This is a genomic window from Mesorhizobium loti, assembly GCA_014189435.1.
In the GTDB taxonomy this organism is placed as follows: domain Bacteria; phylum Pseudomonadota; class Alphaproteobacteria; order Rhizobiales; family Rhizobiaceae; genus Mesorhizobium; species Mesorhizobium loti_G.
This window is the reverse complement of record CP050293.1, coordinates 106109-129104: the sequence shown is the minus strand read 5'-3', so window position 1 is coordinate 129104 and position 22996 is coordinate 106109. Positions and strand designations below refer to the sequence as shown.

At 63.1% G+C, this 22996-nt stretch carries 14 protein-coding genes and 1 pseudogene; 7 read left to right on the top strand and 8 right to left on the bottom strand.

The window, feature by feature from the left end; genetic code table 11:
- Positions 1 to 48 precede the first annotated feature (48 nt).
- Complete coding sequence (locus HB777_00600; protein ID QND62551.1) at positions 49 to 1434, bottom strand: M20/M25/M40 family metallo-hydrolase; 1386 nt, start codon at positions 1432 to 1434, stop codon at positions 49 to 51.
- A 422-nt stretch (positions 1435 to 1856) separates the two neighbouring features.
- On the opposite strand from HB777_00600, the gene polA reads away from it, so the two are divergent.
- Positions 1857 to 4814 (top strand): DNA polymerase I, encoded by a 2958-nt coding sequence (gene polA / locus HB777_00595; protein QND68598.1) that lies wholly within the window; start codon positions 1857 to 1859, stop codon positions 4812 to 4814.
- A gap of 205 nt (positions 4815 to 5019) precedes the next feature.
- Here polA and HB777_00590 read toward each other — a convergent pair whose 3' ends face one another.
- Positions 5020 to 5424 (bottom strand): transcriptional repressor, encoded by a 405-nt coding sequence (locus HB777_00590; GenBank protein ID QND62550.1) that lies wholly within the window; start codon positions 5422 to 5424, stop codon positions 5020 to 5022.
- 249 nt (positions 5425 to 5673) lie between these two features.
- On the opposite strand from HB777_00590, the gene HB777_00585 reads away from it, so the two are divergent.
- The 5 genes and pseudogenes from HB777_00585 to amrB all read left to right on the top strand — a co-directional run bounded on the left by HB777_00585 (position 5674) and on the right by amrB (position 13989).
- The gene (locus HB777_00585; protein QND62549.1) at positions 5674 to 7878 is read left to right on the top strand and encodes a caspase family protein; all 2205 of its coding nucleotides are present in this window, start codon (positions 5674 to 5676) and stop codon (positions 7876 to 7878) included.
- 125 nt (positions 7879 to 8003) lie between these two features.
- On the top strand, positions 8004 to 8384 hold the full coding sequence (locus HB777_00580; protein QND62548.1) for a hypothetical protein: 381 nt from the start codon (positions 8004 to 8006) through the stop codon (positions 8382 to 8384).
- On the top strand, positions 8381 to 9088 hold the full coding sequence (locus HB777_00575) for a hypothetical protein (protein ID QND62547.1): 708 nt from the start codon (positions 8381 to 8383) through the stop codon (positions 9086 to 9088). Before HB777_00580 ends, HB777_00575 begins: the two co-directional genes overlap by 4 nt.
- A 26-nt stretch (positions 9089 to 9114) precedes the next feature.
- Positions 9115 to 12117: a hypothetical protein gene (locus HB777_00570; GenBank protein ID QND68597.1), complete on the top strand. Its 3003-nt coding sequence runs from the start codon at positions 9115 to 9117 to the stop codon at positions 12115 to 12117.
- A 155-nt stretch (positions 12118 to 12272) separates the two neighbouring features.
- Positions 12273 to 13989, top strand: a pseudogene (gene amrB, locus HB777_00565) (AmmeMemoRadiSam system protein B).
- A gap of 175 nt (positions 13990 to 14164) precedes the next feature.
- On the opposite strand, the gene HB777_00560 reads toward amrB, so the two are convergent.
- Both HB777_00560 and HB777_00555 read right to left on the bottom strand, forming a co-directional pair.
- Complete coding sequence (locus HB777_00560; GenBank protein QND62546.1) at positions 14165 to 15997, bottom strand: hypothetical protein; 1833 nt, start codon at positions 15995 to 15997, stop codon at positions 14165 to 14167.
- A gap of 151 nt (positions 15998 to 16148) precedes the next feature.
- Positions 16149 to 17243 (bottom strand): serine protease, encoded by a 1095-nt coding sequence (locus HB777_00555; GenBank protein QND62545.1) that lies wholly within the window; start codon positions 17241 to 17243, stop codon positions 16149 to 16151.
- A gap of 349 nt (positions 17244 to 17592) precedes the next feature.
- Between HB777_00555 and HB777_00550 the strand changes: the two genes are divergently transcribed.
- Positions 17593 to 18690 (top strand): trypsin-like serine protease, encoded by a 1098-nt coding sequence (locus HB777_00550; protein QND62544.1) that lies wholly within the window; start codon positions 17593 to 17595, stop codon positions 18688 to 18690.
- Between the two features lie 94 nt (positions 18691 to 18784).
- On the opposite strand, the gene mgrA is transcribed toward HB777_00550, so the two are convergent.
- The 4 genes from mgrA to ugpC form a co-directional block, all read right to left on the bottom strand.
- Entirely contained in the window at positions 18785 to 19831 is a 1047-nt protein-coding gene (gene mgrA, locus HB777_00545; GenBank protein ID QND62543.1) for an L-glyceraldehyde 3-phosphate reductase, read from the bottom strand.
- A gap of 114 nt (positions 19832 to 19945) precedes the next feature.
- Complete coding sequence (locus HB777_00540) at positions 19946 to 21088, bottom strand: Gfo/Idh/MocA family oxidoreductase (protein ID QND62542.1); 1143 nt, start codon at positions 21086 to 21088, stop codon at positions 19946 to 19948.
- Between the two features lie 11 nt (positions 21089 to 21099).
- Entirely contained in the window at positions 21100 to 21846 is a 747-nt protein-coding gene (locus tag HB777_00535; protein QND62541.1) for a sugar phosphate isomerase/epimerase, read from the bottom strand.
- Positions 21847 to 21902: 56 nt separating this feature from the next.
- Entirely contained in the window at positions 21903 to 22994 is a 1092-nt protein-coding gene (ugpC, locus tag HB777_00530) for a sn-glycerol-3-phosphate ABC transporter ATP-binding protein UgpC (GenBank protein ID QND62540.1), read from the bottom strand.
- Positions 22995 to 22996: the final 2 nt, after the last annotated feature.

The window sequence follows — 22996 nt, the reverse complement described above, 5'->3', positions numbered from 1 at the left end:
CGCCGCGATCCGCTGAAAAATCAACAGGAAAACGAGGGGTCCCGCCGCTCAGCGCGTCAAGGCATCGAGAATGCGCGCCCAGGAGCGCTGGCCCTTGTGGAAGGAGCTGAGCTCGTATTTCTCGTTGGGCGAGTGGATGCGGTCGTCGTCGAGGCCGAATCCGACCAGCAGCGATTCCATGCCGAGATAGGTCTGGAAATCGCCGACCACCGGGATCGAGCCGCCGCTGCCCGTCGTCACCGCCGGCTTCGGCCATTCGTCGGACAGCGCATCCTTGGCCTTGGCCAGGAACGGCGAGTCGTAGGAAAGCTGGATTGCCGGCGAGCCGCCATGCGGGTGGAATTCGACCGAACAGTCAGCCGGGATGCGCTCCTGGACGAATTTCTGGAACGCCGCACGGATTTTCTTGGGATCCTGCTTGTGGACGAGGCGAAACGATACCTTCGCCGAGGCTTCCGCCGCGATCACCGTCTTGAAGCCCTTGCCGGTGTAGCCGCCGATGATGCCGTTGAACTCGGCCGTCGGCCGCGCCCAGGTCAATTCCAGCACCGAGCGGCCCTTTTCGCCCGACGGGATCGACAGGCCGACTGGTCCGAGGAACGTCTCGGCCGTCTCGCCAAGCGTCTCCCATGATTTCAGGATCTGAGACGGCGTTTCCTCGACCCCGTCATAGAAGCCGGGAATGGTGATGTGGCCGTCCTTGTCGTGGATATCGGCCAAAACCTTGACCAGGATGCGGATCGGGTTGGCTGCGGCACCGCCATAGAGGCCGGAATGCAGGTCGCGGTCGGCGGCCTTGACCGTGATCTCCTCACCGACCAGCCCGCGCAATCCGACGCAGATCGACGGCGTGTCGCGATCCCACATGCCGGTATCGCAGACCAGCGCGAAATCAGCCTTGAGTTCGTCGGCATTGGCCTCGAGGAACGGCTTCAGCGACGGCGAGCCGGATTCCTCCTCGCCCTCGAACAGGATGGTGATGCGGCAGGGCAGATTGCCATGCACCTGCTTCCAGGCGCGGCAAGCCTCGACGAAGGTCATCAACTGGCCCTTGTCGTCGGCCGAGCCGCGTCCGGTGATCACCTTGTGGTCCGGTCCGACCTCCTTGACCGCAGGCGCGAACGGATCGCTTTCCCACAATTCGATCGGGTCCACCGGCTGCACGTCATAATGGCCATAAAACAGCACATGCGGCGAACCGGCCGGCCCGTCATGATGTGCAACCACCATCGGGTGTCCGGGCGTGTCGCGAACGCTGGCGTCGAAGCCGATGAGCTTGAGCTCGGCCACCAGCCATTCCGCCGCCTTGCGGCAGTCGGCGGCATAGGCCGGATCGGTGGAGATCGACTTGATCCTGAGCAGGCCGAACAGGCGTTCGAGGCTCTGGTCAAGATTCTTGTCGAGACGGTCGAGGACGGGGGAAACTGCGGACATGTGTGAAGCCTTTCGATTCAGAGCCGGAACCGTAAAGGCAGGACGGGAAAACGAAAAGCCCGCGATCATTGGACCACGGGCTGCAAACGTCTGTCTGAGGCAAAAAAAGACCGCCGTGGTGGAGGGGGAACCACGGCGGCCTTCTACTCGAAACGATGCGGCAGCCCGGAGAGGGGGGGATAGGCTGCCGCAGGTGTCCGGGATAGGCGGGGGACGGGCCTTGCTCCGGACTCGGCGAAAACTGCCGATGACCTGTATTTGTGTCTTTGAACGTGGCGATTCAAGGGCACGAAAATTACACTTTTGTAACATGGGCGTGAGCAGGCCGGCCCGCGGCCGTTCTGTCAGGGTGTTGCCGGAACCGATATTTGAGGCTGCCTTTGGCATGGACCAAGCCGCCGCGCCGCGCTATCCCTGCCGACATGAAAAAAGGCGATCATCTCTTCCTTGTCGACGGCTCCGGCTACATCTTCCGTGCCTATCACGCGCTGCCGCCGCTGACCCGCAAATCCGACGGTCTGCCGGTGGGCGCCGTTTCCGGCTTCTGCAACATGCTGTGGAAGCTGATGCTCGACGCCCGCAACACCGATGTAGGCATTGTGCCGACGCATTTCGCGGTCATTTTCGACTATTCGTCGAAAACCTTCCGCAACGAACTCTACCCCGAATACAAGGCCAACCGCTCGGCTCCGCCGGAAGACCTGATCCCGCAATTCGGCCTGATCCGCCAGGCGACCAGGGCGTTCAACCTGCCTTGCATCGAGATCGAAGGCTACGAGGCCGACGATCTGATCGCCACCTATGCAAGGCTTGCCCGTGAAGCAGGCGGCGACACCACCGTCATCTCCTCCGACAAGGATTTGATGCAGCTGGTCGGCGACACGGTCGGCATGTACGACCCGATGAAGGACCGCCAGATCGGCATTCCCGAAGTCATCGAGAAATGGGGCGTGCCGCCGGAGAAAATGGTCGACCTGCAGGCGCTGACCGGTGACTCGGTCGACAATGTGCCTGGTGTGCCCGGCATCGGGCCGAAGACGGCGGCGCAGCTGCTGGAACAATTCGGCGACCTCGACACGCTGCTGGCCCGCGCCGGCGAGATCAAGCAGGACAAGAGGCGCGAATCCATCATCGCCAACGCCGACAAGGCGCGCATTTCGCGTCAGTTGGTGACGCTGATGAACGACGTGCCGGTGGCCGAGGGATTGGACGACTTCGTCCTGCACGCGCCGGACGGGCCGAAGCTGATCGGCTTCCTCAAGACCATGGAATTCACCTCGCTGACCCGCCGCGTGGCGGAAGCAACCGGCACCGAGGCCGGTGACGTCCAGGCCGTGTCGGTGACGGTCGAGCGCGCCGACAACGCGCATGGCCCCGATGTCGGGGCCGGAGTGCCAGCCGTTGCCCGAAGCGAGGCCGGCGCCGAGCCAGGCCAAGCCGGCGGAACGGCAACCACAGCGACACCGAAGCAAGGCGACACCCCTTCCCTGCTCGCAGCGTTGCGGCTGGAGAGCGCGGCCACCCGCAAGATCGATACGTCAGCTTATCAAGGCATTCGCGACGTCGCGACCCTGAAGGCCTGGGTAGCCGAGGCAAAGGAGACCGGCCTTGCTGCGTTCGATGTGAGGGCCACTTCCTCTGACCCGATGCAGGCCGAGTTGATCGGCATATCCATCGCCACCGCGCCTGGCCGTGCGGCCTACATTCCCTTTGCCCACAAGAGCGGCAATGGCGACCTGCTCGGCGGCGGTGCGGTCGAAAACCAGATTCCCCTGCGCGAGGCGCTGGCCCTGCTGAAACCGCTGTTGGAAGACAGGTCGGTTCTCAAGATCGCGCAGAACCTGAAATACGATCTTGTCGTCATGAGCCGCTATGGCATCGATGTCGCGCCTTTCGACGACACCATGCTGATCTCTTATGTGCTCGATGCCGGCACCCCCCATGGTCACGGCCTGGACTCGCTTGCCGAGAAATGGCTGGGGCATACCCCTCTCCTGCTCAAGGACGTCACCGGCTCCGGCAAAAGCTCCGTCGGTTTCGATCAGGTCGACATCGACAAGGCGACCGCCCACGCCGGCGAAGACGCCGATGTGACGCTGCGGCTCTGGCTGGTGCTGAAACCACGGCTTGCCGCCAAGGGCCTGGTCTCGGTCTATGAGCGGCTGGAACGGCCGCTGGTGCCGGTGCTGGCGCGCATGGAACAGCGCGGCATCTCGGTCGACCGGCAGATCCTGTCGCGACTGTCCGGCGAACTGGCGCAGGGCGCCGCCCGACTGGAAGAGGAGATCTACCAGCTCATCGGCGAGCGCATCAACATCGGCTCGCCAAAACAGCTCGGCGACATCCTGTTCGGGCGCATGGGCCTGCCCGGCGGCTCCAAGACCAAGACCGGCCAGTGGTCGACCTCGGCGCAGCTTCTTGAAGACCTTGCCGCGGAAGGCCATGAACTGCCGCGCAAGATCGTCGACTGGCGACAGCTGACCAAGCTGAAATCGACCTATACCGATGCGCTGCCGGGCTTCATCCACCCCGACACCAAGCGCGTCCACACCTCCTATGCGCTGGCCGCGACGACGACGGGCCGGCTGTCGTCCTCCGATCCGAACCTGCAGAACATTCCGGTGCGCACCGCCGAAGGCCGCAAGATCAGGACCGCCTTCATCACCGACAAGAGCCATCGGCTGGTCTCGGCCGACTACAGCCAGATCGAGCTGCGGGTGCTCGCCCATGTCGCCGAAATCCCGCAACTGCGGCAGGCCTTTGCCGACGGCGCCGACATCCACGCCATCACCGCGTCGGAAATGTTCAACGTGCCGGTTGAAGGCATGCCTTCGGAAGTCCGCCGCCGCGCCAAGGCGATCAATTTCGGCATCATCTACGGCATTTCGGCCTTCGGCCTCGCCAACCAGCTGTCGATCCCGCGCGAGGAGGCGAGCAACTACATCAAGAAATATTTCGAGCGTTTTCCGGGCATCCGCGACTACATCGAGGAGACCAAGGCCTATGCCCGCGAGCACGGCTTCGTCGAAACGATCTTCGGCCGCCGCATCCATTACCCGGATATCCGCTCCTCGAACCCGTCGCTCCGCGCGTTCAACGAACGCGCCTCGATCAACGCCCGCCTGCAAGGCACCGCCGCCGACATCATCCGCCGTGCCATGATCCGCATGGAGGAGGCGCTGGAAAAGGCGGGCCTTTCAGCACGCATGCTGTTGCAGGTGCATGACGAACTGATCTTCGAGACCGTAGAGGCCGAAGTCGAGGCGACGATCCCGATCGTGCGTCATGTCATGGAAAACGCGGCGATGCCTGCGGTTTCGATGTCGGTGCCGCTGCATGTCGACGCCCGGGCGGCGAACAACTGGGACGAGGCGCATTGATGCTCCGCCACTTCGTCATCCTAGGGCGAAGCAAGGAGCGAAGCGACGCGGCGTAGACCCTAGGATCCATGCCGTGACGCCAGAGCGCTGCGGCTGTGGAGATTTATTCTGCACCGCTGCAATCGTCGGAAATGTAACGGAATGGATCCTAGGGTCTCCGTTCCGCTTCGCGTTCACTCCGCCCTAGGATGACGAAGATAAGGTCTCAAGCGGCCTCCGCCAGACACTTGGCACACGTCCCGCGAAACTCGATCACCGCCTTCTTGGCGGCAAAGCCCGTCGAGCGCACCCATTCGTCAAGCCGGTGGCCGACATCGTGGTCGGACATTTCGGTGACTTGCCCGCATGTGTCGCAGATGGCGAAGGCGGTCATCGAGTGGCTGTGGTCGTGCGGCTCGGCGCAGGCGACGAAGGAGTTGATGCTTTCCAGCCGGTGCACGAAGCCGGACTTCACCAGCGTGTCGAGCGCCCGATAGACCTGCAGCGGCGCGCGAAAACCGCGCTCGCGCAGTTGGTCAAGCAAGGTGTAGGCGCTGAGTGGGCCGCTGGCGGCCTCGAGCTTTTCGAGCACGCACACCTGGTTCTTCGTCAGCACATCCCTTGCCGCCATGGTCCTGATCCAACTCGCCTTGCGTCGCTCGCGCATCATTTCCGCGCGCAAACGAACCTTGTCCCACCCAGATAGCGACGAACAGGCGTTTTTGCTACTGTTTCCAACATCTGCCCGGAAGAGAGCGCTATCATCGACCGGATTGAGATAACAGGCAGGTTGCTCTCCAATGCAACATTCAAAATACTGACAAAATCTTCGGCAAGAGTTGCCGCGCTTGGAAATTCGATCGGGCTTTGGGAAGCAATCATGATCAAATTGACGCGGCGGACGCTGCTGGTCGGCACGTCCGCGCTGACGATGGCCGGCATGGTGTCGTTCCGGACCATGGCCGCATCGCGCACCTACCATGCGTTGCTGGTCGCCTGCACCGAATATCCTGCCCTGCCGCAGAGGAACTGGCTGATCGGGCCGAAGAACGATGCCGGCCTCGTCCACGAATATCTCCTGAAGAACGTGCCCGACCCGGTGCGGTTCGCACCGGAGAATGTGACGCTGCTCGCCAAGGACGTCCCCGGCGCCAGTGGCCTGCCGACCCATGCGGCGATCAAGGCTGCACTGGCCGACCTTGCCGCCAAGGTGCAGCGCGACGATTTCGTCTATTTGCACCTGTCCGGTCACGGCGCCCAGCAACCGCAGATGGTCAAGGGCGACGAGACCGACGGGCTCGACGAGATCTTCCTGCCCGTCGACATCGAAAAATGGATCAACCGCGATGCCGGCGTGCCCAATGCATTGGTCGACAACGAGATCGGCGCAGCACTCGACGCCATTCGCGACAAGGGCGCCTTCGTCTGGGTTGTGTTCGACTGCTGCCATTCCGGCACCGCGACGCGCGCCGTGGAAGTCGACGACGAACTGGAGCGCAAGGTCGAATTCGCTGACCTGGTCGGCGGCAGCGAGGCCGAGCGGGCCGCCGCGATCAAGGCCTATGACGAGGTGACGTCGGCCGCCGGCTCGCGCGGCGTCGACGACAACGGCGCGCGCAAGCCCGCCTTCAACCTGACCCCGACCGGCGGCGAACCGATCACCAAGGGCAAGCTGGTCGCCTTCTATGCCGCACAGACGGTGGAGACGACGCCGGAAATGCCGCTGCCCAAGGGCACGGCGGATGCGCCCCGGTTCGGCTTGTTCACCTTCACCATCCTGTCGAAACTGGCTGAGAATCCCAACGTCACCTATCGCCAGCTTGGCCAGGCCGTGCTGCAGCAATATTCGGCCGACAGCCGCACCCGGCCGACGCCGCTGTTCGAAGGCGAACTCGACGCGCGGGTGTTCGGCACCGACAAGACCGACGCGGTCATGCAGTGGCCTGTCGTCATCAAGGATGGCGAGGCGACGATCGGCGCCGGGCTGCTGCATCGCCTCACCCTCGGCAGCAAGCTCGCCATATTGCCTTCGGCGCTGTCGCCGCTTTCCGACGCTGTCGGTTATCTCGAGGTGCAGTCGGCCAAGAACCTGGAAAGCCGCGTCAAGCCAGTCGAGTTCGACAAGAAGCCGGCGCTCGAAGTCGCCGACATTCCCGCCAATGCCTATGCGCGGGTGGCGGAGATCGCCGTCGACTACAAGCTCGTCGTGGCGCGCCCGGCTGCCACCAAGGGACTTGAGAAGGAAACCGCGCTGGTCAATTCGGTTCTCGACGAACTGGCCGCAGCCAAGGAGACCGGCTTCAACATCGAGCTGGTCGAGCCCGGCAAGAGCGCCGAGCTTCGCTTTGCGGTGATCCGCGAGAATGCCATTGCCGGCGCCGCCAAGGATGCGACCGACAAGCCGGCGCTGTGGTTCCTGCCGGCGTCGGGCGACGTGTCCTTGAAGGACGGCAGCAAGCCACCGCTGATCATCATCCATAGGGATGACCGGCAGAAACTGGTCGATGCGACGACCAGGAACCTGCGCACCATCTTCCGTGCCACCGGGCTTTCGCGGCTGGCGGCGGCCTCCGACTACAAGCCCGAGGACGTCAACGTCCAGTTCCAGGTCAAACGCCGCGACAAGGATGGCCTCGAACCGCTGCAGGCTTCGGTGGTGCCGCGCGTCTCGCCGGGCGACGAAGTGCATGTGCTGGCCAAGAACAGCTCGGACCTTCTGGTCGACATCAACGTGCTCTATATCGGCAGCGACTATTCGATCACCCATATCGTTGCCGAACGCCTCGCCCCGCAGGCCACGCTCGAGGAGGGGCTGCTGGCCTTCACCGACACCAGTTTCGGCATGGAACGGATGATTGCGGTTTTGACCGAAGCGCCGCCGGAGAGCGAGAAGGAGGACCTGAGCTTCCTGGCGCAGGACGGCGTCGCCTCGGCGACACGCGGAACAGGCTCCGCCGGCTTCTCCGACATGTTGACCGATCTCGGTATGGCGCCGGCAACCCGCTCGGTGATGCGGCTTGCCGACAAGAGCGGGCCGAAAGGCGCGGTGATGATCTTCCCGATGGAAACGGTGCCGCGCACCTGAGCGGATGCCGGCGCCAAAGCCTCACGGCTCTGTCGTGCCGGCTCTTGCACGATCAGCGCGATATGAGAACATTCCCGACTGCGGCCTTGGCGCATGACGGCCGGATGAAACGGATAGGATCGATTGTGAAGAATTCTGTGTTTTCCTGGCGTGCAACGATGGCCGGCCTTGCCGGCGGCCTGTTGCTGATCGCCAACGCTTCGGCGGACGAGGCCTGCGGCCTGTGCGTCAAGCAGATCGTCATCAACTCGGAACTGGCGACGTGTTTTCTCGATCAGTACGACCAGATCGCCAATAGCGGCAGTGGCGCCGTTGTCGTTGATCTCAGCAACTGCGCCTCGCGCGGCGTCGTCGAAGCCTTGCCGTCACCGAACAAGGGGGCGGCGGAGCCCGACGTACAGTTCATGATTTCGCGCCTGCAGTTGCAATGCCTGAAAAAGAAGCTGGAGGCGCCAGGCATCGTGCTGGATCCCTCCGCCACCATTGAACTGGACACCTGCGGATGAAGAAACCGTCGGGCAACACCAGGCAAACAGCAGCCGCCGCACCCGCAAAGGCGCCGGCCGGCAAACCGGCGCTGCCGGAAACCACCGAAGGTTTCCCGTGGCCGAGCAGCCACGAGATCAAGAAGGAGAGCAATCCCTTCACCGACCGCGACTGGCGCATGCTGGTCTATGCCTGGTCGGGCCTGGCGGTGCGTCTGGCCATCATCTTCACCTTGATGTTCTCGGTCTATCAGTTTCTGGCCAACCAGGAGCAGAAGCGCGTCGAGCAGACCATGTCGCTGGTCGAACTCTGGGAAAACAAGGACTACCAGCAGGCGCAGCGTGCGCTGAAAGATCGTCTGACGGCCCTCAACGCCAAATATGACAATCTGCTCAGCGCCAACCCCTCGCCGACCGAGGAGCAGGTGTTCCGGCAACGGATCGGCATCGAGGCGATGACCGCCTCCGGTGGTGACATGCCGCTCGCCGATTTCAACGAGAATTTCGACCGCATCGTCTATTTCCTCAACCGCCTGTCCTTCTGCGTCGACGGCGATTTGTGTTCGCGCAAAGTGACCGATGCCTATTTCCGCGACTATGCCGTCTCGTTCTGGAGCTATTTTGCCGGCTACATCGACAAGCAGCGCAAGGCGGGTTCGCCCACTTTCGCCACGGCAATCGAGACCTATGTGCGCAATGGGCCGCTCGCGGCCGAAGCCAAATAGCGATGGGAAAATCCAGCCTCCGCGTGATGCGCAGCTGTCGCTGGCTGGCCATGGCCGGTGCTTTGATTGCGAGTTCGGCTGCCCGTGCGGAAAACGCACCGGATTTCCACCTCGATCTCGACACCGGCGGCCATAGTGCACAGGTTACCGACCTCGCCTTCACGCCCGATGGCGAGGACATTGTCTCGGCATCGAACGACAAGACCATCCGCGTCTGGGACTGGCAGAGCGGAGTGACCCTGCGCACCATTCGCGGCTATCTCGGCAATGGCAGCGACGGCAAGATCTTCGCGGTTGCGGTCTCCCCCGACGGCAAGACGATCGCCGCCGGCGGCTATTTCGGCGCCAGCCTTGGCGACAAGCCACCCTATGGCGACATCAGGCTGTTCGACTTCGCCACCGGCAAGATGAAGGCGGTGCTGAAAGCCGCCGACTACGCGACCTACGATCTCGCCTTCTCTCCCGACGGCAAGACGCTGGCTGCCGGTGGCGCCGATGGCGTCGTCTATCTGTGGCGGCTGGACGACCAATCCGCGAGCGGCTGGACGCTGGACAAGAAGCTCGATGCCGATTCCTGGCACATCGACAAGCTCGCTTTCGCCGCCGCGGGAACAAGGCTGGCGGCGACCACCACCGACAACGGCATCCGGCTCTGGGACGTCGCCAACGGCGAAGAGATCGCACTGCCTGACGAAGCCGAACCGCTGCGGGACATCAGCGTGATGGCGCTGGCCGTTTCGCAGGACGGCAGCCTGTTTGCCACCGGCAGCAAGGACGGGCTGGTGCAGCTCTGGCGGGCTGCTGACGGCACGCTGGCGCGCGCCATGCCAAAGCAGGATTTCCTCATCGGCTCGCTGACCTTTGCCAAGGGGTCGCGGTTGGTCGCCTCCTGCGGCTATCGCTGCGCCGACAAGCACCGCTCCATCATCTGGAACACCGACACCGGCGAGCAGGTGCTCGACTACACCGGCCATGACGGTACGGTCTATGCCAGCGCCGCCAATGCCGATGGCTCGCTGGTGGCGACGGCCGGCGGCAGCCGCAATGCCATCCAGGTCTGGGACCCCGCGACCGGTGAGCGCAAGGCCCTGTTGCAAGGCGTGGGCGAACCGGTGACTGCAGTCGGCATCGATGCGGCCAACGACGTCGTCGCCTGGGGCAACACCAACCCGTGCCCTGAGCGCGTGGCCTGCCCCGAACAGCAGGGAGCGCTGGACAACACACTGGCGCTACCCACCGCCGAGCGTTTCTTCGAAGACCCGCAGCCGCTGACGGAGCCGGGCTCGTTTGCGCGCGCCGCGCTGGCCGATGGCCAGTGGTCGCTGCGCGCCGCGGCGGGCGGCAAGGACGCGCTGGAGAATGCGGTGCTGGAGATCGCCAATGACGGCAAGACGGTGCGCAGCATCGAGAACGACGCCACCAATGGCTTCGTCCATTCGGCCTACACGCTGATCGACAAGGGTCTTGGCCTGATCACCGGCGGCAATGACGGCACGCTGATCGAATACAGAACCGCGACCGCGAAAGTGTCGGGCGAGTTCACCGGCCATACCGGCGAGATCAACGCCATGGTCGCCTCGGAGAAGGCCGGCCTGCTGGTCACCGGCAGCGCCGACCAGACGCTCAGACTGTGGAACCTGAAGACGCACGAACTGATCGCCTCGATGTTCTTTGCCGGCTCGCAATGGATCGTCTGGATGCCGCAGGGCTACTACTATTCCTCCGACGAGGGCGACAAGCTGATCGGCTGGCAGGTCAACCAGGGCCGCGACCATGAAGGCCGCTTCATCCGCGCCGGCCAGTTGAAGAAATACCTCTGGAGCCCCGAAATGGTGCGACGCGCAATCATCCTGCGCAGCGCCAAACAGGCGGTCAAGGAGATGCGGCCTGGCGTCGACAACGAGTTGGAGAAGCTGCTGCAGCGCAAGCCGCCGGAGTTCGCCATCCGCGTGGCGGATGATCAGAGCAAGGTGCGCGACGGTTATGTCGCCGTCGAGATATCAGGGGCCAAGGAAGCTGGAACGGATGTCGCCGGCTTCTCGATCCTGTCGAACAGCCGCAATGTCGGCGACGTGACGGCCCGCTCGGTCGACGGCAACAGCAGCATTGTCGAGATCCCGGTCGAGAATGGCCAAAACACCATCCGCATCACCGGCACCAATGAATATGGCTATCTGACCGAGCGCAGCGTGACGGCGCTAGCGAGAAAGACCGAGAAGGCCGAGGCCAAGGGCAAGCTCTATGTCGCGGTCATCGGCGTCGACAAATATCCGTTCCTGACCGATGCCTGTTCGGGCCGCGCCTGCGACCTGCGCTACCCCGTCGATGACGCCACCGAGTTCCTCAAGGTGATCTCGCAGAAATCGGCGCCGTTGTTTTCATCGATGGAGACGCTGGTTCTGGTCAACCGCGAGGCGCTCGACGAGAGCCCTGAAAAGTCCAAGCAGACCTACGCCGTCGCCAGTGCCGACGCCATCATGGAGCCCGACTCCGACACGATCGACGACCAGCTCGCCGATTTCCTCGACAGGCCGGGCGAGCACGACACCACAATCATCTTCGTCGCCGGCCACGGCATCAACATCGACGAGGACTATTATTTCATCCCGACCGACGGCCGCAAACAGGATGCCGAGCGCTGGAAACGCTCGTCGCTTGTCGACTGGTCGGACATCCAGAAATCGGTCGAGCGGGCCAAGGGCATGCGCTTCATGCTGCTCGACACCTGCCATGCCGCCAACGCCTTCAATCCGCGTCTGGAAAAAGACGCGCAGGACGCGCGCATCGTGGTGTTTTCGGCGACCGCCGCCAACAACACCGCCGCCGAACTGCCGGAGCTCGGCCACGGCGTCTTCACCTATTCGATCCTCGAAGGCTTGCGCGGCAAGGCCAGGACGTCCGACGGCGGCGTCACGCTGTTCGGCCTTGCCGACTATATTTCACGCGAGGTGGTGCGGCTGACATCGTCGAAGCAGAAGCCGTTCTATTATGTCGGTGGCGTCGAGAACATCGTGCTCGCCGAGCCATGAGCGGGCGAGGCCTGCGCCAAGACACCCCCCTCTGTCCTGCCGGACATCTCCCCCCCAAGGGGGGAGATTGGCTGTCATCTTCGACCCCACCAATTATCGACCTTTCAAATCAAGAGCCGGCGACGAAGAGACCAATCTCCCCCCTTGAGGGGGAGATGTCCGGCAGGACAGAGGGGGGCCGTCTCGCGCAAATTTGGCCAGCAATAGCAATAATGCTATTCCTCCTCCTCCCCCCTCCCCAGCTTCGCCGCCCCCATAGTCTGCCCGCCTGGCACCGATAACTTCCCGCCCTTCTACGACGACGCCACTTTGTTCAAGGATGCCATCGCCAGCGTCGCCGATGTCGAGCCATCCAACCAGCGGCTGACCGGCATCACCGTGCCGCACCATCTGCTGGCCGCCGATCTGGTGGCGCTGGGATTCCGGGCGGCGTCCGGCTTCCGCTACAAGCGCATCGTCATCCTGTCACCGGACCACTTCCACAAGACGCACAGGTTCTACGCCACCTCATTGCGCGGCTTCGACACCGTGCTTGGCCCGGTCGCCGCCGACACCGATGCCATACGCTATCTCGAGACGAACAGCGGCATGGTCGAGGAGTCCTGCCTGTTCGACAAGGAGCATGGCGTGCGCGCCATGTTGCCTTTCTTGCATCACTATTTCCCCGAGGCGAAAATCGTGCCCGTGGCAATGTCGGTCAAGGCGCGCCGCGGCGACTGGGACAGGCTGGCCGAGGCTTTGAAGCCGATTGTCGACAAGGACACGCTGATCGTCGAATCCACCGACTTCTCGCACTATCTGCCCCAGCATGATTCCAGGCGCTTCGACCAGCAGTCCCTGAACATGCTGGCCGCCGGGTCGCTCGACGGCATAGCTGCACTTCGCCAGCCGGATCACGCCGATTCCGTCGGTGCGCTCTATATCCAGACCAGGCTGCAGCGGGAATTATTCGGCGCCCAGCCGCTGGTCGTCGCCAACGAAAACTCGCAGGAGCACACGTCGGACTATGTCGAGCGGACCACCAGCTATGTGGTGGCGCTGTTCGGCGCCTTCGGCCCCGGTTTCAACAATCCGGCGCGACCGAAGGACCGGATCTATTACCTCGCCGGCGACGTCAATTTCGGCCGCGCCATGAAGAAGATCCTGGTTCGCGACGGCGTTGCCGACCGGATCGTCGACAGCGTTCTGGCCCTGACCGGATCGCGGCCGCTGATCGTCAATCTCGAGGGCGTCATCCTGCCCAACGTGCCGGAAGCGCTCGACGACATGACGCTGGCGATGCCGGAGGGCCTCGCCGTCGACATGCTGAAGCGGCTGCATGTCGCCGGCGTCGGGCTCGCCAACAATCACGCCTATGATCTCGGACCGTCAGGCTATGCGGAGACACTGCGCGCCCTGGATGAAGCAGGCATCCCGCATTTCGGCCAGGGCGAGACGCTGGCGCTTGCCGATCTCGATCTTGTCGGCCTGACCGACATCGACACCAACGGCTCCAAGAACACCGACCTTATTACCCCTGCCCTGCTCGACCGGCTGCTGCACGAGGATGCCGGGCGGCCGGTGGTTGCCTTCGTCCATTGGGGCCGCGAGTACAAGACCGGACCATCGGAACGTGAAGACATGCTTGCCGACCAGATGCGGCTGCGCGGCGTCTCCGCCATCGTCGGCGGCCATCCGCATGTGTCCAGCGAAGCGATCGTCCCGCTGGCCGGCGGCGACGTGGCGGAGGTCTATTCGCTCGGCAATTTCCTGTTCGACCAGAGCGCGGAACGGTCGTCCGGATCGATGCTGGAACTGCGCGTCTTCGCCCAGGGCACAATTTTTGTGAGGCTCATTCCGCTTCCCAACTATTTCGAGATGGGTCGGAAATAAACGCTCCCAGGGTGTGTTGAGATTCAGGTCAGGCCGAGTCGAAAACGACTGACACCGAGAACCGGAGCGGAGCGTACTTTTCGTACGTGAGCACAGTTCTACCGCGACGCGGTAGAACGGGGAAGCGCAGGAAGCCGCCGTTTGCAGGCCGGCCTCACCTGAATATCTGCGCACCCTAACCGCAGCCGACCATATCGCGTGGCAGATAACAGGCCGCCGGCTCGGTCTTGGTCTCGAACAGCGACTGCTTCGGCCGGAAATAGAAGAAGGTGACCGGCTTGCTCTCGCGCACGCTGCCGTCGGCAAAATGCGCGGCAATGCTGAAGCTGTGGATCGACGACATTGACGACCACATTTTCAGCCGCGCCGTGTAGGCGCTGATCCTCTTGTTGCCGCGCACCGGCATGGCGATGGTGTAGTCATGCTTGCCGATCGGGAACTCGATGTTCTGGTAGCGCATCGCTTCCGGCGTGCCGCCGCCGCCGTCGCCGCATTCGGCCATCGATTCCGGCGTCTCGAAGACCGCCATGGTGATGGAGGCGCGGAACGGCTCGCTCTGCTGGTAGACGTGACCTTCGTCATCCGCCCAGGAATAGTCGAATTTGCCGATCGCGTTCAGCGTCATCGCCTGCTGCATGTTGCCGAGATAGTCGGCGACCTCGCCGAACTTGATCTTGTTGGTCAGCTGGCTGCGGCAGACATTGAGACTGTCCACCGAAGGACAGGGGAAACGGCCCGTTTCCAGGCTGGCGGTGTCGACGCCGGCTTCGGTGAACACGCTCTTGACCGACACGTCGACACCGTCGCCGAAACTGCCTATGTCCTTGCTGTACGTGCGGCTGGGCTCGCCGGTCGGGTTGCCCTCGTCGTCGACCGTGGTGAACTGGATCGACATCTTCATGTCCTTGGCGTCGCCCCAGCCATTGTTGACGATCGAGAAATCCGGCCGGAAGCCGACGCAGCCGAAATGCTCCGATATCGACAGCATCGGCTTGCGATAGGCATCGCTGGCGGCGACCTTCATCTCCAGGCTGTCGAGCTTGACCTTGGACTGGTCAGTGGTCTTGAGATCGACTTCGGCAAAGGCCGGCGCGCCCTCCCAGTCCATGCCTTCATAGACGTTGCCGGTGGCCACCTGGCCGGTGCCGTTCCAGCTGTCGTTATACTGGTCGGACTGCGGATAGATCGCGATGTCCTCGTCGCGCACCAGATGCTGGTACTGCATGTCGGACTGCTGGGTCATGCGCTGGTCGACCGCGATGCCGATCTCGACCTTGTCGGCATCGCCGCCGCCGGTCTGCGCCTTGAGGAGCCCGCCGACCCTGGCATCGGCCAGCACGTCGGGGCGCGAGCCGCCGACCTCCTTGCCCCGCACCCATTGCGAGTCGTAGACAGTCCCGCCGGCAAGCCGCGTGCGGCCCTTGCCATTCTTCAATCCATCGACAAATGAGCCGGCAAAAATCTCGCCGGTCTTTGACAGCAGTCGCCCCTCGCCATTCGGCACGCCGGCGACGAACCGACCCTCATAGCGGTTGCCGTCGGCATCGACGTGGGTGCCCTTTCCGCTGAGTTTCCCGGCAAGCCAATCCCCTTCGAAAACCTCGCCGGAGCGCAGGTCGAGCCGGCCTTGCCCTTCGGGTCGGCCGTTCCTGATCTCACCGAAATAGCTGGAATAGATGGTTTTGGGATCATAGCTCGCCGAGCCACGCACCCGCCACACCAGCCTGCCCTTGCCGTTGACGGTGCCGTCTTCGGCAATCGTCCTGTCAGGTGACTGGCCCGCCGCGGGCTCCCAGACGAAGTCGAGATTCTTTTCCGCATGGAAGTCCCACACCCGGACCATCCTGCGCAGCACCGATCGCGTGTCTGCCTTGTACAGGATCTGCACCCGTTCCGCCCAGGCGCCCCGGGCAGGGGCGGGTAGCGGATCGGCGAAGGCCGGCGAAAACATCAACGCGGCCAGCATCGATGCGGCCGCGATCCCGAACACTGCCTTTGCCCGCGCCATTCCAAAAACCCCTTTGGATGCCAACCCCTTGGCCCCACAAGCGTAGTCGGCGAGCCGGCCTCGTGCAAGAGAACCGCAAAGGAAGTGCCCGCCAAGAAAAAGGCGGCGGGATTGCTCCGCCGCCTCTGTCTCAACCGCGAATGCGCAGCGATTATTTATACAGGCTGTTGATCCACTGGACGTTGGCAGCGTTCAGGCGCACGGCGGTGTTCGCGTCGGGGCTTTCCGCCACGTTGACACCGGTGATGATGCGCTGCTTGGCCTTGTTGTCATAGGCATAGACCGAGCTGCCGCTCGACCCCGGGAACGTATCGCAGTCATACTGGAAATATTCCGGGGCGATGTTTTCGGCATGCACTTCGCAGGCTGCCTTCCACATCGTGCCCATCGGCTTGTCACCGGGATAGCCGACGAGGTTGGCGGTGAAGTCGCCGAGATCGTCATAGTTGGCATAGCCCAGCCAGCCAAGGTTGGTGCCAACGTCCTGCTTCAGCGTAACGATGCCGAGATCCCACAGGAGGACCGAACCGTAATAACCCTGGTAGTTGTCGATGAAGCCTTGCAGCACATAGGCGCTTTCAAAGGTGAAGGCGCCGAACGGTGCGTCGTCGGCTGTGCTGCCGTTGAGGCCTGGCACGAACAGATAGTCGGAGAGCCAGTCCTTGTCCTCATGGCTGTAGAGGCAATGCGCTGCGGTGAGCACCGTGCGCGGGCCGATCAGCGTTGCCGAACAGCTGCCGAAGCTGCCGGTCTTCGGCGACTTGGCTTCGAGATAGCCGATCGCCGAGAACGGATAGGTCTTGGTGTTCTTGACCTGCTCGCGATCGTCGGCGCCGAAAACCTGACGGCCGGCTTCGCCTTCGCCAAGATCCGGATCTTCGGTCTTGCGCTCAGCCCCGTCTTTTCCATCGGCCGGAGCGTTCAGTTGCTTGATGATAAGCTCCCGCAGCGCTGCGCTCGGCTCGATCTTGATCTCCTTGCCATCGGCGGAACGTCCGACGATGCCGTAGGATTTGACAGCCGTTGCCTCGTCAGCAAGCGGCGCGGCGCGGCTGTCTTCGTCAGTCAGCGTCGGCGGCGCGATTGGTTTTGCCCGCCCGGGCTTGTAGTCGCCTGAAGTCACGTCCCGCATGCTTTCGCCATTGCCGGCACTGGCGGAGCCAGGGTCGGCGGCGAAAACCGGGACCGCCCACATTGCGGTGGAAAGCAATGCGGACGCAATAAGTGCGTTTGTCAGTTTTGTCATGGTGAGACTCTCCCAAAAGTCAGCAAGGACTGGATCAAAATACAGAAATATTGTCGAGATCGTGGTGAAGCCGAAAAATGAGTTTGGTTACCGGCGCCTGAACATGATCATCACCCCATGCGGTCTGTCGAAGACCCCCGCCAAAGACATCCGCGCGGATATACTGCCTAAATTAATACAACATTGGAATGACAAATCGCTTCCACGTAGCCCGTGGGGGGCTATAGGGTTTTGAGTGGGTTCCGCACGGGAACGCGATCCGCGAAGCAACGCCTGCTTGCTGGCGACTGTTTCGTTGATCATGCGCCGGGGCTGGCTCGTTCGGGAACATGTCTCAGGAGGATTTCAGGTGCACATCATCCATCGGTTCAAGCCGATCGCCGCCGCGACTTTGCTCGGCATCGCCGCGGCCCTTGCGGCCGCCAACGCTGCCCAGGCGGACGAAGGCGCCGCCCGACCGGAGGCAGCGGTCTCGCCAATGAAGCGCGTGACGGAAGCCAGGGCGAAGGCCGCGGCGGAGAATCCCGACGGCGCCGATCGCGTCTATGGCGGCAACCAGGCCGAAAAGGGCGCCTATCCGTTCCAGGTCGCGCTGCTCACCACCGACAGGCTGGACGAGAATCCGGCCTCGCAGGCCAATGCCCAATTCTGCGGCGGCAGCCTGATCGCCCCGCAATGGGTGCTGACGGCAGCACACTGCCTCAACGACAAGGGCCAGCCGATTTCGCCGGAGAGCGTCACCGTGCTGACCGGCGCCACCGATCTCAGCGAGGGCAAACGCCACAAGGTGGTGGAGGTCATCGTCAACGAAGGCTACAGCGAGCAGACGCTCGACAATGATCTCGGCCTGCTCCGGCTTGCCGAGCCGGCCGATGCGCCGACCATCAAGGTCACCCATGATGCAACGCCCGACACCGGCAAGACGACGGTCACCGGCTGGGGCAAGATGCAGGATGGCACCTTCCCGACCACGCTGATGGTTGCCGACCTTGATCTGCAGCCGAACACCGCTTGCAACAGCGGCATCAAGGCCATCTATGCGCATGATCTGAAGGCAGCACTTGGCGATCTGTCCCACCGTATGCGCTATTCGGAAAAAGGCATCGACGCGGCCGCCAATGCGATTGCCGCCGACATGACCGACCCGCTGACCGGCAACATGATCTGCGCCGGCACCACCAGCGGCGTGCGCGATGCCTGCAACGGCGACAGTGGCGGCCCGCTGTTCATGACCGGCACGGACGGCCCGGTTCAGGTCGGCGTCGTCAGCTGGGGCGAAGGCCCGGCGGACGGCAGTGCGGCCTGTGGCCACAAGGACGCCTACGGCATCTACACGCGGCTGGCCAATTACACCGGCTGGATCGAGGCAAAGATGAAAACCTCTGCTCCAGCGCCTGCTAAACCCAAGCCGGGACTGGGCACGGCGCAGAAGCCGAAGACGCCCTGAACCACGGCCACTTCGCCTTCACATGAAAAACGGCGGGGGTGCCCGCCGTTTTTGTTTTGCCGGCTTATCAAGTTTGCCGGCTTATCAAGCGGGCTTATTTCCTTGGCGGGCCTTTGCGTTCAGCCGAAGCCGCCCACAGATTGATGTCGGATTCGCGCGCATAGGTATCGATCTCGGCGAGTTCGGCATCGCTGAAGTCGAGCACCTTGAGCGCACCTACACAGTCCTCGACCTGCTCCGGCCGGCTGGCGCCGATCAGCGCCGAGGTCACCCTGCCCTTGCGCAGCACCCAGGCAAGCGCCATCTGCGCCAGCGTCTGCCCGCGCTTGCCGGCGATGGCGTCGAGCGCCTTGATGTTGGCGATGGTCTTGTCGTTGATGAACGCTGTCTTCAGCGACTTGCCCTGGGAAGCACGGCTGCCATCGGGAATGCCGCCGAGATACTTGTTGGTCAGCATGCCTTGCGCCAGCGGCGAGAACACGATGGAGCCGACGCCGAGCCCTTCGAGCGTGTCGAGCAGGCCGTCTTCCTCGACCCAGCGGTTCAGCATCGAATAGCTCGGCTGGTGGATGACGCAAGGCGTGCCAAGCTGCTTCAATATATCGGCCGCCTCGCGCGTGCGCTGCGAATTGTAGGACGAGATACCGGCATAGAGCGCCTTGCCCGAGCGCACGGCATGGTCGAGCGCGCCCATGGTTTCTTCCAGCGGCGTGTCGGGATCGAAACGGTGCGAATAGAAGATGTCGACATAGTCGAGACCCATCCGCTTCAGGCTCTGATCGAGGCTGGCAAGCATGTATTTGCGCCCGCCCCATTCGCCGTAAGGGCCGGCCCACATCTCGTAGCCGGCCTTGGTCGAGATGATCAGCTCGTCGCGGTAGGCGGCGAAGTCGGTGCGCAGGATCTCGCCAAAAGCGGTCTCGGCCGAGCCGGGCGGCGGACCGTAATTGTTGGCGAGGTCGAAATGCGTGATGCCGAGGTCGAAGGCCTTGCGCGCGATCGCCTGCTTGGTCTTGTGCGGCGTGTCATTGCCGAAATTGTGCCACAACCCCAGCGAGATCGCCGGCAGCTTCAGGCCGGAGCGGCCACAGCGGTTGTAGATCATCTTTTCATAGCGGTTTTCGGCGGGGATGTAGGGCATCGGAAAATCCTCAAATAGAAGCGAGCCAGGCATCGCGGCAACGCGGCGAGTCGGCTCTGCCCCTCACCCTTACCCTCTCACCGTCGGAACGGGGAGAGGGTTGAGGTGCACGGACTACTTCTTCTTTGCCAAAAGCTCTTTGGCTTCCTTGACGCCCAGTGCGGCCGGCCGTTCGCAGGTGGTCTGCATGGCGACGAACTTGCCGGTTTCGCCGGAGCGCAGCAGGCCGGTCATCACATCGACGGCATGCAGCGCCAGTTCCATCGAGCAGCGGTGTGGCCGGCCTTCCGTGATCGCCACCGCCATGTCGGCGAGGCCTGATGTGCGGTAGTTGGCCATCATGCCTTGTCCATGCATTTCATTGGGGACACCGAACGGGTGCTTCCATTTCGGCAGCTTCTTGACCGGCTTGCTGTCTTGCGTGAAGCGCACGTCGCCGCCGAAGAAATTCGGATCCGGCACGAACACCGTGCCCGTCTCGCCATAGAGTTCCATCGGCGCGTGGCCATGGGCCCAGACGTCCCAGCTGGTGTTGAGCGTCACCACCGCACCGTTCTCGAACTCCAGCAGGCCGTGGATGGTCGTCGGCGTGTTGACCGGAATCTTCTCGCCCGCGCGCGGTTTTGATGAAATCGTGCGCTCCTTGGCCGGCGTCGTCGCGAAGGCCGCGACCTGTTTCACCGGCCCGATCAGCTGGATCAGGTTGGTGATGTAGTACGGTCCGATGTCGAGCACGGGGCCTGCGCCTGGCTGGAAGAAGAAGTCCGGATTCGGGTGCCAGTGCTCCATGCCGTGGCCCATCACGTGGCAGGTGCCGCTGGTGATCTTGCCAAGTTTTCCCTCGTCGATCAGCTCACGGACCAGTTGGTGCGCACCGCCGAGGAACGTGTCGGGCGCCGAGCCGATGCGCAGCCCCTTCTTCTCCGCCCGCGCCTTGAGATCCTGGCCTTCCCTAACCGACAGCACGAACGGCTTTTCCGAATAGACGTGCTTGCCGGCGTCGAGGATCTGCTTCGATACCTCGTAGTGCACCGCCGGGATGGTCAGGTTGACGACAATGTCGATGTCGTCGGCCTTGAGCAGGTCTTCGACGGTTTCGGCGCGCAGCTTGAACTCCTTCGCCCGCGCCTTGGCCGCCTCCATGTTGATGTCGGCGCAGGCACGCATCTCGATGCCGCGAAACAGCGGCGCCAGCGAGAAATATGCTTTCGAGATGTTGCCGCAGCCGATGACGCCGATGCCAAGTTTCTTTGCCATGCTGATTGCTCCTAATAGGTCTTGACGGCTGCGATCGAGCGGCGGGCGAAGCGCTCGATGTCGTTGGGGTTGTCCTGTTCCATGACGTAGTATTGGGCGGCACTCTTGGCGCGCAGCGCCTTGATCAGGCCAGCCCAGTCGATGGTGCCGTGGCCGACATCCGACCAGCCGTCCTCGTCCAGCCCCTCGCCCGGTTTGGCCATGTCCTTGACGTGGACGGCGCTGATGCGCTTGCCGTATTTCTCGATCCACGGCAGCGGATCGTCGCCGCCGCGCACCACCCAGGCGACGTCCATCTCCCAGCTGATGTCGGGCGCGGACGACAGGATGTGATCCTGCGGCACCGAGCCGTCGGCGAGCTTCTTGAACTCGAAATCATGGTTGTGCCAGGCAAAGCCGTGGCCGGCCTTCTTCGCGGTCTCGCCGACCTTGGCCAGGCGTTCGCCAAAACCACGCCAGCCGGCGGCATCGGATGGCCGCTGGTCGGGCATCAGAAAAGGACAGATCAGCAGGGTGATGCCGAGCGCGTCGGCGATCTTGCGCACGCCGTCGAAGTCGTTCTCGAGCGCGTCGATCGAGAAATGTCCGGTCGGCATGGCAAGGCCGTTCTTGTCGAGCTCGGTGCGGAAGGCCTTGGGATCATCGTAGACGCCGCCGAAGCCCTCGACATGAGTGTAGCCGAGCTTGCCGAGCGTGGCGAGCACGCCTTCCCAGGGCAGGAAATTGCGGGCGCTGTAAAGTTGGAATGACCAGTTCATCGTCTCTGTCCGTTTTGCTTGGGGGATTGTCTTTTGGGGGATGGAATTCTCAGGGGCTAGATGCGGTTGCCGGATTGGGTGTCGAAAAGCGAGGCGCGGGCAGGATCAAAGCCGATCCGGATCGGCTCGCCATTGCGCAGCGTTTTTTCCGCCTCGACACGGAAGGAAAAATTGTGGCCGCCGAGTTTCGTCCACACCAGCGTGTCGGAGCCCATCGGCTCGACGATCTCGACGGCGGCATCGATGGCAAAGGGCATGGTGCTTGCCGCCTCGCCAAAGGCAATGTGCTCTGGCCGGATGCCGAACACGCAAGGTCCGCTACTGTTGCCCCCTGCATCGAAATCATAGCGGTCGAGCGGTATGGAGACATTGCCGGTCTTGAAAGCAGCGCCGGCCTCCACCTGTCCGTCAAGGAAGTTCATTGCGGGCGAACCGAGGAAGCCGGCGACGAAGCGGTTGACCGGCCTGTTATAGATGGTCTGCGGCGCATCGAGCTGCTGGATGACGCCACCCTTCATCACCGCGATGCGATCGGCCAGCGTCATCGCCTCGATCTGGTCGTGGGTGACGTAGATCATGGTGTTCTGCAGCTTGCGATGCAGCAGCTTGATCTCGACACGCAGCTCGGCGCGCAGCTTGGCATCGAGATTGGAGAGCGGCTCGTCGAACAGGAACACGTCGACATCGCGCACCAGCGCCCGTCCGATCGCCACGCGCTGGCGCTGGCCGCCGGAAAGTGCTGCCGGCTTGCGCTGCAGCAGCGGCTCGATCTGCAGGATTTCGGCCGCCCGCGCGATCCGCTTGGCGATCTCGTCCCTTGGCGTGCCGGCGACACGCAGGCCGAAGGACAGGTTCTTCTCCACCGTCATTTGCGGGTAGAGTGCATAGGACTGGAACACCATGCCGATGCCGCGGTCCTTGGGCTCTTCCCAGGTGACGTTCTTGCCCTTGATGAAGATGCGGCCTTCGGAGACGTCGAGCAGGCCGGCAATGCAATTGAGCAGGGTCGACTTGCCGCAGCCGGATGGGCCGAGCAGCACGATGAACTCGCCCTCGGCGACATCGAGATTGAGCGTCTCCAGGACGGTCACCGAGCCGAAATTCAGCGACAGGTCCTGGATCGAAACGCTGGTACCATTCTGAGCCATCG

What these genes read in the sequence shown, in the direction of transcription:
- HB777_00600 (QND62551.1), bottom strand. Translation starts at nt 1,434, where the DNA reads ATGTCCGCAGTTTCCCCCGTCCTCGACCGTCTCGACAAGAATCTTGAC.
- polA (QND68598.1), top strand. Translation starts at nt 1,857, where the DNA reads ATGAAAAAAGGCGATCATCTCTTCCTTGTCGACGGCTCCGGCTACATC.
- HB777_00590 (QND62550.1), bottom strand. Translation starts at nt 5,424, where the DNA reads ATGGCGGCAAGGGATGTGCTGACGAAGAACCAGGTGTGCGTGCTCGAA.
- HB777_00585 (QND62549.1), top strand. Translation starts at nt 5,674, where the DNA reads ATGATCAAATTGACGCGGCGGACGCTGCTGGTCGGCACGTCCGCGCTG.
- HB777_00575 (QND62547.1), top strand. Translation starts at nt 8,381, where the DNA reads ATGAAGAAACCGTCGGGCAACACCAGGCAAACAGCAGCCGCCGCACCC.
- HB777_00570 (QND68597.1), top strand. Translation starts at nt 9,115, where the DNA reads ATGCGCAGCTGTCGCTGGCTGGCCATGGCCGGTGCTTTGATTGCGAGT.
- HB777_00560 (QND62546.1), bottom strand. Translation starts at nt 15,997, where the DNA reads ATGGCGCGGGCAAAGGCAGTGTTCGGGATCGCGGCCGCATCGATGCTG.
- HB777_00555 (QND62545.1), bottom strand. Translation starts at nt 17,243, where the DNA reads ATGACAAAACTGACAAACGCACTTATTGCGTCCGCATTGCTTTCCACC.
- mgrA (QND62543.1), bottom strand. Translation starts at nt 19,831, where the DNA reads ATGCCCTACATCCCCGCCGAAAACCGCTATGAAAAGATGATCTACAAC.
- HB777_00540 (QND62542.1), bottom strand. Translation starts at nt 21,088, where the DNA reads ATGGCAAAGAAACTTGGCATCGGCGTCATCGGCTGCGGCAACATCTCG.
- HB777_00535 (QND62541.1), bottom strand. Translation starts at nt 21,846, where the DNA reads ATGAACTGGTCATTCCAACTTTACAGCGCCCGCAATTTCCTGCCCTGG.
- ugpC (QND62540.1), bottom strand. Translation starts at nt 22,994, where the DNA reads ATGGCTCAGAATGGTACCAGCGTTTCGATCCAGGACCTGTCGCTGAAT.